Origin of the sequence: Streptomyces decoyicus (genome assembly GCF_019880305.1) — a bacterium.
GTDB classification, from domain to species: domain Bacteria; phylum Actinomycetota; class Actinomycetes; order Streptomycetales; family Streptomycetaceae; genus Streptomyces; species Streptomyces decoyicus.
This window is the reverse complement of the sequence record NZ_CP082301.1, coordinates 121,154-132,771: the sequence shown is the minus strand read 5'-3', so window position 1 is coordinate 132,771 and position 11,618 is coordinate 121,154. Positions and strand designations below refer to the sequence as shown.

The following is an 11,618-nucleotide window of genomic DNA, read 5'->3' as shown; positions in this document are numbered from 1 at the left end:
TGCGAAAATCCGGGCCCATGAGGCCATGGCGGCCCGGCACCCCGCCGCCGGCGCCGATCGACCCGGACCTGCCGAGCGCAGACATCCGCATCGGGTACGCGAGATGCTCGACCCTTGGGCAGGAACTCGACTCCCAGCTCGACGCGCTGAGCAAGCGCGGCATCCCGAGGGACAAGATCTTCAGCGAGAAGATCAGTACCCGGGTGCGAGTCCGTCCCCGGTTCGAGGAGGCGCTGCGAACGGCGCGGGAGGTCAAGGCGCACGCTCCGCACTGCCGGGCCATCTTCACCGTGTGCGAGATGAAGCGGCCCGGCCGCGACGCCGCCGAACTCACCGCACTCGCCGACCACCTCACCGCCCACGGCCCTGCCCCACCGGGGGGCGATCTCTTGCGAGTTCCCTGGCAGGTCAGTGAGGTGTACATCGCCCAAAACCGACAGCTGTGTCCGGCCGCTGGCGGCGCTGCTGGACAAAGTGCCTTTCGCACAAGGCTGTTACAGCCGACTGCCGTACCAGAGCAGGTACCGCCTGCGCCAGGCGGTACCTGGCACGGCTGAGCCTTTGTCCAGGACCTGCGTGGTGTGCCGGCAACGGCTCCGCGCAGGGAACTGGGGTGGGCCTTCAACAAGAAATGAACAGACCGACTGCGCGGTTTACGAATGGAAACCCATCCGGCCGGCCCTCGTCGACGAGGCGGTCCGTTGGCCCCAGAGCGGGAGGGGCTGAGCAGCCACCTCCGCTCGATGTGTGCACTTGTGAACAATTCTGATCGACGAGCTCGGGTTCGGCACCGTCGACGCGGGTGGCATCGACACGTCCTGACTCCAGCAGCCCGACGCACCCCCGTCTACGGCTTGCGGGCGGGCGTCGAAGAGGTCACCAAAGCCCTGGCCGAGGTGTCCCCGGAGCGACCGAAGGCATTCCGGGCGTAGACGTAAGCGTGGGCGCGGTGAGCCCGCCGACCGCGATGGCATGCTTCACCCGCGGCGCTCTCCGCCTACCGTGGCCCGCGCGACGCCGGTGTCCGAGCTGGGTAGCCGCCACGCGAACAGGCTGAGTTCCTTCTCCCAACCGGGCATCTGGGCAAGCACGTCGGCGGCGTCAGGTGGTCGCAGGAGGCAACGGTGACGCAGGAGGTCACGCCGTTCACCGGAGGCCAACTGCGCCGCTTGTTCATTGAGGTCTCCCGGAACGTCGATGCCCACGTCTCCGGCGACATTGAGCTGCACGGACGTCGACGTACGGTAATCGAGGCGGAAGTCGGTGGCCCACTGCGAGTGGGAACCCCATCCATGGGACTCATCGACCGTCGGGCGGTAGTTGCGCCGGAAGGTCCAGTACAGCGGGAAGCGGTCGGCGACGCCGCGCTGGGCGTGTTTTCTGCCGGCCCGGACACGGACCCCGGCCCGGCTGAAGAGCAGGTCGCCAAGCATCAGCCCCGGCCACACGACCTGCGTGACCTGGATCGGGGCCGCCGGGTCGTCGGCTTGCTCGACGTCGACGATCTCATGGAAGAACGGGTCGAACCCACCATGGTCGAACGGCGTCATTCCCAGCCCGGTGAACAGTGCGAGGTACTCGAACAGGGAGACCCCTGGCCATTGGAGACGGCGGACTGGCCACGACGGCCCGGACGGAGTGTCAGCGGCAGGCTGGAACCCCAGGAGCAGCACATCGCTAGTTGCCGACCCACACTCGACCGGATCGATTCCTTATGTGACGTCTCGTTCCTCGGTGCTGCGCCTGTGCCTGGCTGTCTCGCTGCTGCCGTTGATGGGGCTCTGTCGGTGCGCACCGCCCGGCGCATCGGGGCCAATTGGCCGCACCGAGGCGCTCGACGGCGAGCTGGGCGGGACCACCGCTTCAGTGGGTGCTTCCCGTAGCGGGTGGCGAAGATCTTCCAGTCCTTCAGGTGGGCGATGGCCCGTTCGACTGCGGCCCCGAGCGTGTTGACGGAGCTCCCGTAGCCGGTTCACCCCGCTGAATGGGACTCTTCGTCCCGGTCGACGACGGCTTCAACCGCACCATGGGATTCTCGACAACATCGGTACCGGCCTCGCGCCGCGAACCACACGCCAGTTGCAGGGGAACGCTGCCGCATCGCATCCCCGCGGGCGGTTCGGAGGCATGGCCAGATACGGCCTACGTGACAGATTGGCCGATTGTAAGACCGCGACGTTGCCGGGGAGTTGGCGCGGGGGCATGATCACTGCTCGTATCTACCTGATCACTCATCCAGGAGCCGATACGTGATACGCCCCATCGCTTTCCGCGCTCTCCCTGCCGTCGCCGTGACCGGCGCCCCCGCCCTGCCCCTCGCCCAGGGAGCCCAGGCGACCGCCCCGGCCCCCGTCGCCCCGGCGACCGCCGCTGTCGGCCATCCCGGCCAGGTCCGCCGGGGCGACACCGACTTCATGCACTCCCATCCGCGCGGCGAGGTCCGCTACGGCGACCTCGGCCCCCCGGGCCGGGCCCGCGTCGTCGCCTCGGCGGCGACGCTGATGTAGCGAGGCACCGGTGCCGCCCGCCCCGGGCCGCCCGCCGGCTACCAGGTCATGACCGGCGACGGCCGCGCCGCCACCGCCGTCTCCCGCCTTTGCCGCATCTCCTTCCGCCTCGTGGCGGCGTTCCTTCCTGTCCCGGCGCAGCGACCCGGGACAGCGCGGCCGAGGTCACGGAGCGGCTGCTTACCGCAAACCCCTCATTGCGTCGTTCGCTCGTGTGCCCCGTTTCACGAGATTCCACAACAAGGGAGTTACTGATTTTCATGTACAAACGTCGTAGTTTACTCGCCTTCGCCACTGTGAGTGCGGCGATATGCACCGCTGGAGTCATGCCGTCGGTCAGCCATGCCGCCAGCGGCGGCGGGGAAAGGGAGGGGTCCTACGCCGAAACGCACGGCCTGACGGCGGAGGACGTCAAGAACATCAACGCGCTGAACAAAAGAGCCCTGACTGCGGGTCAACCTGGCAATTCTCTGGCGGAATTGCCGTCGAGCGCCAGTGCGCTCTTCCGGGCCCCCGACGCTGTCGACGAGAGGGTGACCCCTCCCGCCGAGCCGCTCAACCGGATGCCTGACGTGTACCGGGCCTACGGAGGTAGGGCCACTACGGTCGTCAACAACTACATACGCAAGTGGCAGCAGGTCTACAGTCACCGCGACGGCAACCAACAGCAAATGACCGAAGAGCAGCGAGAAGAGCTGTCCTACGGCTGCGTCGGCATCACCTGGGTCAATTCGGGCCCCTACCCGACGAACAAATTGGCGTTCGCGTTCTTCGATGAGAACAAGTACAAGAGTGACCTGGAAAACAGCAGACCACGCCCCAATGAGACGCAAGCCGAGTTTGAGGGGCGCATCGTCAAGGACAGTTTCGACGAGGGGAAGGGTTTCAAGCGGGCGCGTGATGTGGCGTCCGTCATGAACAAGGCCCTGGATAATGCGCACGACGAGGGGACTTACATCGACAACCTCAAGACAGAGCTCGCGAACAAAAATGACGCTCTGCGCTACGAGGACAGCCGCTCGAACTTTTACTCGGCGCTGAGGAATACGCCGTCCTTCAAGGAAAGGGATGGAGGCAACTACGACCCATCCAAGATGAAGGCGGTGGTCTACTCGAAACACTTCTGGAGCGGGCAGGACCAGCGGGGCTCCTCTGACAAGAGGAAGTACGGCGACCCGGATGCCTTCCGCCCCGACCAGGGCACAGGCCTGGTCGACATGTCGAAGGACCGGAATGTTCCGCGCAGTCACGCCCAACCTGGCGAAAGTTGGGTCAATTTCGACTACGGCTGGTTCGGGGCTCAGACGGAAGCGGATGCCGACAAAACCATATGGACCCATGCCAATCATTATCATGCGCCCAATGGCGGCATGGGCCCCATGAACGTGTACGAGAGCAAGTTCCGGAACTGGTCTGCCGGGTACGCGGATTTCGACCGCGGAACCTACGTCGTCACGTTCATACCCAAGAGCTGGAACACCGCCCCCGCCGAGGTGAAGCAGGGCTGGTCGTAACAGCCGGGTAGGAGGGCCGGGTCACCCGGCCCTCTCCCCCCAGCCCGCCACACGCCGGCGTCGATGCGGTCCCGGTCTTCTTCGGTCACACCCCAGCGGTTCAGGTGAGCCAGGACGAAGCGGCGTACGGTGCGCACGTGGCTCTTCTCGGCGGGCAGGGCGATCACGGCGTGCCGGCATCCTGGTTCAGGAAGCAGAAGCGGCGCCGGTGTCGATGTGCCGGCGGGGGCGCGTCCTTGGGGCCCGGGGGGACAGTCGCGGAGGGGCTGGCGTGCGCGTGGTGCATGGGGGAGACCCTTCTCCCGTCGCGACGGCGTTGTTTTCCTGACGCCGTCTTCCTTCCTTACGCTGAGGTCGGCCGCACTGTTCGTCGCACTCGCTGTCAGGGAGAGGACACATACGGCGCCTTACGACGGAGTACGGGCCGCGATGGCCAGCAGTCGTTCGGTGTCCTCGTGGCTGAGGAGCAGGGCCCGGCCGACCGTGGCCAGGGTTTGGTGCTCGCTGGGGGTGTACGGCCCGTCGGCCAGGGCGATGCGGGCGCCCTGCAGCAGGATGTCCTCGCTCCCGGCGGGGGCCAGGTGGGGGGCGAGCGGGTCGAGGACCTCGTGGAGTTCGATGGTGAGCGCGGTGCCGCTGCCATCGATGCCCTCCTTTCCGGCGGCGAGGACGGCGAGGGCGACGGTGTGCACGGCGTCGCGGACCATCGCTGAGAAGCGGGTGGTGGTGGGGTGGCCGAGGACGTCGGTCCGGAAGCAGGTTCGGCAGGCGGCGCATTCGACCACGGTTCCCGCGGTGCCGCGGGGGAGGAGGGGGATGCCGAGGAGAGCGAACCGATGGCGGCCGATGCGGCGCAAGTAGCTACGGTCGCCGCCGCAGCCGGGGCAGAAGAACTCGCCGTCGCCGACCGTGCGCCAGGTCGTGCGCACTCCCCATATGTGTGGCATCTGTCCCTCCGGCGGCTGCGTCCGATTCTCCCGGCACGGGCTGCCGTCGGCCGGTGACACTTCGGCAACGGCGCCGTGTGATCGTGACGTTGAAGATGGATTCACACTCGGGTGTCGGTTCCGGTCCGGTGCCTTCACCGCATCAGTCCTTCTGCACAAGCAGGTCCTGGACGCCGGCGCGGACCTCGTCCGTGCCGAGACCGCGGACGGCCAGCGTCGTACGGCGGCGCAGCACGTCGTCGACGGCCTCCGCCCACTCGTGGTCGCGCATAGACGACCTGTGCCCAGATCTCCGGGCCATCGGAGTGGATCCGCTCGCCCAGGGCCGGGTCCTCGCTGACCAGGTGGGCGATGTCGAAGGACAGCGACCCGTAGGGGTGGCCAGGTGGCGCCCGGTCAGCGGGTCCATCCGCGCGCCCGCCTCCCGGTGGACCAGCAGCCGGTGCGCGACCTCGTTGGGGTCGGCGAGGCCGGGCAGCGGTACCCGTCGTGGCGGGTGGGATACCGGCTTCATATCGCCGGAGAGGGAGCGGTGCAGCTGCGCCACTTTCCGCAGCACCGTACGGCCGATGTGGCGGTAGGTCGTCCACTTGCCGCCCGCGACCGGCAGCATGCCACCGCGCCCTTCGGTGACGACCGTCTCGCGTTGTGCCGACTCCACCCCGCCCGGCCCGCCGGGCAGCGCCCGCAGACCCGCGAAGGCGTACGTGGTCAGGTCGTGCGACAGGTGCTCGTCGCGTACCGACAGCGCGGCCTCGTCCACGATCTGCTGGATGTCGGCCCCGGTGGTGCGCACCTCCGCCGGGTCGCCCTCGTACGCCTCCTCGGTGGTGCCCAGCAGCAGTTGGTCCTCCCACGGCAGGGCAAAGGTGAGGCGGTACTTGTCGATCGGCGTGGCTTGGTGGTCGCCGTAGACCGCGACCGCCTTGAGGCCGTCGGTGCGCAGGCCGGGGTGGTCGGCCGCGGCCCCGGCGGGGGATATGAGTCGCCCGACGCCGTCGCCGAAGGCCGACAGCATCGAGTACGCGAAGACGCCCGCACCGAGCTTGGCCGCGCTGTGCGGGCCGCCCTTGTAGACCGGCAGGTAGAAGGTGAGCGGGTTGACCAGGTGGGGGGCCACGTCCTTGGCCGGCACCCGCCGCTCGTGGAGGTTCTCCGCGACCAGTTTGACCGCGCCGGTCTGCAGGTAGCGCAGACCTCCGTGGGCGAGCTTGGAGGAGGCGGAGGACGTGGCACCGGTGAAGTCGCCGGCGTCCACCATCGCCACCCGCAGCCCGGACTGCGCGGAGTGCCAGGCCACCGCGGTGCCCAGGATTCCGCCACCGATCACCAGGAGGTCGTACGCCGCCTTGGACAGTCGTTCACGGGTCTCGGCTCGGCCGGGACCCGGATGCGCGCCCAGGGGATGATCGCTCTGCAGGGTGCTCATACCTTTCTCAGTGCTCCTCTTCGATCCAGCCCGTGGTCCGCTTGACCGCCTTGAGCCAGAGTTTGTATGCGTGGTCGCGTTCGATCGCGTCCATCCGGGGCGTCCACTCGGCGGCGCGGCGCCAGTTGGCGCGCAGTTCGTCGGTGTCCGGCCAGAAGCCGACGGCCAGTCCGGCCGCGTAGGCAGCGCCGAGGCAGGTCGTCTCGGCGACCATCGGGCGCACCACAGGGGCGTCCAGGACGTCCGAGATGGTCTGCATCAGCAGGTTGTTGGAGGTCATGCCGCCGTCGACGTTCAGTGAGGTCAGGGCAACGCCGGAGTCCTTGTGCATCGCGTTGACGATCTCGCGGGTCTGCCATGCGGTGGCCTCGAGCACGGCGCGGGCGATGTGCTGCTTGGTGACGTAGCGGGTCAGGCCCGTGATCACGCCGCGGGCGTCGGAGCGCCAGTACGGGGCGAACAGGCCGGAGAAGGCAGGGACGATGTAGCAGCCGCCGTTGTCCCCCACCGAGCTCGCCAGCGTCTCGATCTCCGCGGCGGTGCCGATCAGGCCCAGCTGGTCGCGCATCCACTGGACCAGCGAGCCGGTGACCGCGATGGAGCCCTCCAGCGCGTAGACCGGCGCTCGCCGGCCGATCCGGTGGCCGACCGTGGTCAGCAGCCCGTTGTGGGAGTGGACGGGCCGGCGGCCGGTGTTCATCAGCAGGAAGGTGCCGGTGCCGTACGTGGCCTTGGCCTCGCCTTCGGAGAAGCAGGTCTGGCCGAACAGCGCCGCCTGCTGGTCGCCGAGCGCGGAGGCGACCGGCACGCCGTAGAGGGCTCCGCCGGCCATGCCGTACACCTCGGCGGAGGAGCGGATCCGCGGCAGGATGGCGGCCGGGATATCCATGGCGGCGAGGAGGCGCTCGTCCCACTCCAGGGTGTGCAGGTTCATGAGCATGGTGCGCGAGGCGTTGGTGACGTCGGTGACGTGGACGCCGCAGGACGGGCCGCCGGTGAGGTTCCAGATGACCCAGGAGTCCATGGTCCCGAAGAGGATCTCGCCGCGCTCGGCGCGCTCGCGCAGGCCGGCGACGTTGTCCAGCAGCCAGCGGATCTTGGGGCCGGAGAAGTAGGAGGTCAGCGGCAGGCCGGTCGCGTGGCGGAACCGGTCCTGGCCGACGTCGCCGCCGAGCTCCTTGCACAGCGCGTCGGTGCGGGTGTCCTGCCAGACGATGGCGTTGTGCACCGGCTCGCCGGTCTTCTTGTCCCAGAGGACGGTGGTCTCGCGCTGGTTGGTGACGCCGATCGCTCTGAGGCCGCGGGTGATCCCGGCTTTGTCGAGGGCGCCGGCGACGACCTCCTCGACGTTGGTCCAGATCTCGCTGGCATCGTGCTCCACCCAGCCCGGCAGGGGGAAGATCTGCTCGTGCTCCTTCTGGTCGATGGAGACGATCCGACTGTCCCGGTCGAAGATGATGCATCGGCTTGACGTGGTGCCCTGGTCGATCGCGGCGATGAACGGGCCGGCGGTTCGCGCGTGGGTCACGGTGTGCTCCTGGAGCGGCTCAATACGGTGCGGGGGCGGGGCGGCTGGGCTCGATCGACGTGGGAGCCAGCTGGTACGGGGCGGCGCCGATTCAGCTCGCCGACGCACTCCGGCGGAGACCAATCGGAGCGACTCTGCCCCGATGTCATCCACTGTTCGACAATGTCGACCGCAGGACGGCAGTTTTGCCCGCCCTGAGGATGACGTCAAGGGGTTGCCGCCCGGTAACTTAAAGTTTCGAAGATCCTTGATGCAGTGACCCAGAGCCTGCCGTGGCCGAGATCGCGCGGCACGGCGAGGGCGCAGTCCCGTATGGCAGCCGCGCCCTCACAGGTCGCCCTCCCGGAATCCCCCGGGGCGATCGAGCAGAGCTCTTCCATGTAGCCGAGCGCACTGTCGGCATAGGTCAGTAGGGGCCGGCGAGAGAGGGTGGCGCTGCTCGAGGCCCCATGGTGCGCAGGGCGATCTGGGCCGCCGCCTGCAGAGCGTCCAGAGGGCGCCACGTAACCCTGGTACTGACCGACGCAGGTGACGCCCCATCAGCGAGTGTGCGAAGCCGTCGCCCGTCCCGAAAACGGAGTGGCGATGCAGCCGCCTGCGTACGGGAGCCGTCGCGATCCGTGAGTGTGTGGGCCGCGGAACTCGCCCTGTTCAGGAGCTCATTTGCCTCCAGCGCAGTCGTAGAGGGTGAAGCTTCCGTCCGAGAGCTGACCGTAGGCCTTGGGGGAGACGGGGGTGCAGCTTCTCTTCACCCAGACCGACGCCGGTGTCGACGGGCGGCGCGTGGTGAGGAGGGCGTAGCGCAGTTGGTGGGCGGAGACCAGGTCCCTGAGCCGTGGTGCGGTCGGATAGGGGGTCAGGCCGGTAAAGCCGCCCATGACCAGTAGGGGTTGGGGGGTGGCGCGCAGCAGGGGCGAGGCGCCGTAGGCGGCTTGGGTGGCGAGTAGGTACTTCTCCCCGGAACGGTGCGCGGAGAGGTAGTTCAGCAGTGCGCTGTCCCGCCCGGACGGTTCGTTCAAAGGGTTTCGTCGGACCTTGGCCCGGTGCTGGTGCGCATCTTGGTAGCCGGGGCCGACCGGTCCGGCCAGTGGCTCTATCGGTGAGCCGGGGTAGCGCGGGTTCAGGCAGGAGGCGGCCCAGACGGCCGGCGCGAGCAGTACGGCTGTCAGGGACGCTGCCAGGACGCTGTGCATCGCCCGTCGTGTGGTGTGTGGTCCGCTGGTCCACAGGCCGACGGTCCCGCACAGGCCGAGCATCAGCACCACCGGCAGCAGCCAGGGCGCGAATTCGCTGTGCGGGCCGTCAATTGCCGCGGCCCACAGTGCCGTGAGCCCGACAGCGACGGGCAGCGCCGCCCGACGTCGGCCACCGACGCGGTACTCGGCCCACAGGAGGGCGATTCCGCCACCGGCCAGCGCGGCGAGGGCCGGGGCAAGTACGGTCATGTAGTAGCCGTGGTTGCCGTTGGAGTTGCTGAAGACCACGATGTGAACCGCCAGCCAGCCGCCCCAGAGCAGGAACCCTGTTCGCGGCCCGTCGGTGCGCGGCTGGCCGGCGCGCCACCACACGCCCAGCGCCAAGACCAGTACGGCGAGCGGCAGGAGCCAGGCGATCTGCGGGCCCACGCTCTGGTTGACCACCATGGTCCAACCCGTGTTACCGGTGGTGCGGCTGGCGGCGGTGCCGGCGACGGCGCCCAGCGCGTGCGGGTCGTTGCCGAAGCGGCTCAGCCCGTTGTAGCCGAAGACCAGGGTGAAGGGGTTGTTGTTGCTGGTCCCGTCGATGTAGGGACGGTTCGCGGCGGGGGTGACCCATACCAGCAGCAGCCAGGAGCAGGAGACGGCGAGTGCGGTGATCCCGGCGAGCAGCAGTCGCCGGGCCCGGTCCCATCGGGAACCAGGTGCTGCCAGTTGGTACACCGCGGCGAAGACCGGCAGGACGAGCCACGCTTGGAGCATCTTGGCCTGGAAGGCCAGGCCCACCCATGTCCCGCAGACGAGCAGCGGCAGCAGCCTCCCGGTGCGGACGGCCTGCTGCAGCGATCCTGCCGCGAGGACCAGCAGCAGGACGAGCAGGGTGTCGGGGATGTTGTGCCGGTTGAGCGCGACGGTGACCGGAGTGAGGGTGAGTACCAGCGCGGCGAGCAGCCCTGCCAAGGGGCCGGCCCAGGCACGGACGATCCGGTGCAGCGCCCAGACAGCGAGTACCCCCTCCAGCACCTGCGGCAGTACCGCCGCCCAGTTGTACGGTCCGAGGAGCCTGACGGAAAGGGCCTGCGGCCACAGTGCACCGGGGATCTTGTCCAGGGTGACCGAGCCGCTCGGGTCGAGCCCGCCGAAGACGAAGGCGTGCCAGTTCGCCGCCATCGACCGCACGGCCGCGGTGTAGTACGGGTGCACCGCGGCACGGTCGATGGCCCAGGTGTAGAGCACCGCGGCGGCTGCCAGGATCAGCAGCAGGGCGTAGCACTCCTGGCTGACGGCGGTCCGCTGACGGCGCTTGGCGTGGGCGCGTCCGATGCCCTGCGAGGGGCGGTGCCGGTCGGTGGCGTCCCGGGTGAGGGGGGTGGTGGCCATGTCGGGGTCTCTCCTGGGGCGGCGGGCTGGGTGCGTCGGCTTCACAGGCGGCGGGCCGTGCGGAACCCTTGGGCGTAGAAGCCATGGCCGTCGAGCGTCGCGCGGCCGGCCAGGTCGCCCATGGTGGGCCCGTTGGCCCGCGAGCGGCTGGAGTAGAAGCGCGGGCGCCCGTCCGTGTCCGGACCCAGGTACATGCCGACGTGGTCGATGTCGCGCGGGCTGCCGATGTCGATGGCGAAGAAGACGAGGTCGCCGGGGAGCAGCAGGCTGATGTCGGCGGGTGGCCGGCCGGTGTTCGGGATCAGCAGCACGCCGGGGGCCCGGGAGGCGATGGCGTAGGCGCGGCGGGGCAGGCCGGCCCCCGGGCTGTTGGTGGCGTGCATGGGGTAGCCCATGCGGTAGCCCCAGACCAGGCGCATGAAGCCGGAGCAGTCCACGTCCCCGTAACGCTCCTTCTCCGGGTGCTTGCGGATGCCGTCCGGGAAGGTCCAGGGAGTGCCGAGGTAGTCGTAGAAGTCGGACTTCTCATCGCGGTAGTCGAATGATGTCGGCGACTGTCCGGGAACGAGCGGCCCGAAGTGAGCCTTGCCGGCGTAGCGCAGACCCGATGCGGTGCGCAGATCGTGCGCCCCGTCGCCGTACTGGAAGGCCACGGCGAGGACGTCCGGACTGCGGTCGGCCAGGGCCTTGGGGAACCACTCCCGGAACCAGCGGGTTCGCTCCTTGTCCTGACTCCATGCACCGCCCATCAGCCGTACCCAGGCGTCGCTGCGCACCACCGCGCCGGTGGTGCGCGGCTCGCTCCAGGTACGGGTCGGGCCGGTCAGCAGCGCGGTGCGGGCACCGTCGGTGAAGGTGGCCAGCACGCGGTCGTCGGCGGCGCGAACCACCGTACGGGCAGGCGCGGCGCGGCGCTCGAAGCGGTAGCCGCCGGCGGGGACCGAGAAGCCACCGCCCGGTACGCCGCTCCGGAAGCGGTGCCATGCGTATCCAGTGACCGCACCTGCGGAGGCCAGACCGGCGGCGCAGGCCAGGATCTGACGGCGACTGGGGCTGCTGGGCGGGGTGGGGTTGGTGCCCATGGTGACCTCCTCTAGGCGCGGATGGGTACGGCGGA

The 11,618-nt window shown here is 69.0% G+C and carries 8 protein-coding genes and 2 pseudogenes; 4 read left to right on the top strand and 6 right to left on the bottom strand.

Features of this window, described 5'->3' with window-relative positions:
• The first annotated feature begins 17 nt into the window (after positions 1–17).
• Both K7C20_RS37960 and K7C20_RS37955 read left to right on the top strand, forming a co-directional pair.
• The gene (locus K7C20_RS37960; RefSeq protein WP_245171253.1) at positions 18–557 is read left to right on the top strand and encodes a recombinase family protein; all 540 of its coding nucleotides are present in this window, start codon (positions 18–20) and stop codon (positions 555–557) included.
• Between the two features lie 208 nt (positions 558–765).
• Positions 766–932, top strand: a pseudogene (locus K7C20_RS37955) (NADP oxidoreductase); the annotation flags it as partial.
• 45 nt (positions 933–977) lie between these two features.
• Here the strand turns inward: K7C20_RS37955 and K7C20_RS00530 are convergent.
• The gene (locus K7C20_RS00530; RefSeq protein ID WP_048828620.1) at positions 978–1,550 is read right to left on the bottom strand and encodes a hypothetical protein; all 573 of its coding nucleotides are present in this window, start codon (positions 1,548–1,550) and stop codon (positions 978–980) included.
• 699 nt (positions 1,551–2,249) lie between these two features.
• On the opposite strand from K7C20_RS00530, the gene K7C20_RS00525 reads away from it, so the two are divergent.
• Positions 2,250–2,507: a hypothetical protein gene (locus tag K7C20_RS00525; protein ID WP_030075458.1), complete on the top strand. Its 258-nt coding sequence runs from the start codon at positions 2,250–2,252 to the stop codon at positions 2,505–2,507.
• A 260-nt stretch (positions 2,508–2,767) separates the two neighbouring features.
• Positions 2,768–4,021 carry a protein-glutamine gamma-glutamyltransferase gene (locus K7C20_RS00520; RefSeq protein ID WP_030075457.1) on the top strand — a complete coding sequence of 418 codons (1,254 nt, stop codon included), beginning with the start codon at positions 2,768–2,770 and terminating at the stop codon, positions 4,019–4,021.
• Positions 4,022–4,428: 407 nt separating this feature from the next.
• Here K7C20_RS00520 and K7C20_RS00515 read toward each other — a convergent pair whose 3' ends face one another.
• From K7C20_RS00515 to K7C20_RS00495, 5 genes and pseudogenes are all read right to left on the bottom strand, one after another.
• A complete protein-coding gene (locus K7C20_RS00515) occupies positions 4,429–4,968 on the bottom strand; it encodes a TerB family tellurite resistance protein (protein WP_030075456.1) in 540 nt (179 codons plus the stop codon).
• 142 nt (positions 4,969–5,110) lie between these two features.
• A pseudogene (locus tag K7C20_RS00510) lies at positions 5,111–6,397 on the bottom strand (FAD-dependent oxidoreductase).
• Between the two features lie 7 nt (positions 6,398–6,404).
• Positions 6,405–7,925, bottom strand: a complete 1,521-nt coding sequence (gene glpK / locus K7C20_RS00505; protein WP_030075455.1) for a glycerol kinase GlpK — start codon at positions 7,923–7,925, stop codon at positions 6,405–6,407.
• A gap of 659 nt (positions 7,926–8,584) precedes the next feature.
• Positions 8,585–10,501, bottom strand: a complete 1,917-nt coding sequence (locus K7C20_RS00500; protein WP_030075454.1) for an ArnT family glycosyltransferase — start codon at positions 10,499–10,501, stop codon at positions 8,585–8,587.
• Between the two features lie 41 nt (positions 10,502–10,542).
• Positions 10,543–11,583 (bottom strand): NlpC/P60 family protein, encoded by a 1,041-nt coding sequence (locus K7C20_RS00495; protein ID WP_030075453.1) that lies wholly within the window; start codon positions 11,581–11,583, stop codon positions 10,543–10,545.
• Between the last annotated feature and the right edge of the window lie 35 nt (positions 11,584–11,618).

Coding starts and splice junctions, on each gene's coding strand:
- K7C20_RS37960 (WP_245171253.1), top strand. CDS start 18: ATGAGGCCATGGCGGCCCGGCACCCCGCCGCCGGCGCCGATCGACCCG.
- K7C20_RS00530 (WP_048828620.1), bottom strand. CDS start 1,550: ATGACGCCGTTCGACCATGGTGGGTTCGACCCGTTCTTCCATGAGATC.
- K7C20_RS00520 (WP_030075457.1), top strand. CDS start 2,768: ATGTACAAACGTCGTAGTTTACTCGCCTTCGCCACTGTGAGTGCGGCG.
- K7C20_RS00515 (WP_030075456.1), bottom strand. CDS start 4,968: ATGCCACACATATGGGGAGTGCGCACGACCTGGCGCACGGTCGGCGAC.
- K7C20_RS00500 (WP_030075454.1), bottom strand. CDS start 10,501: ATGGCCACCACCCCCCTCACCCGGGACGCCACCGACCGGCACCGCCCC.
- K7C20_RS00495 (WP_030075453.1), bottom strand. CDS start 11,583: ATGGGCACCAACCCCACCCCGCCCAGCAGCCCCAGTCGCCGTCAGATC.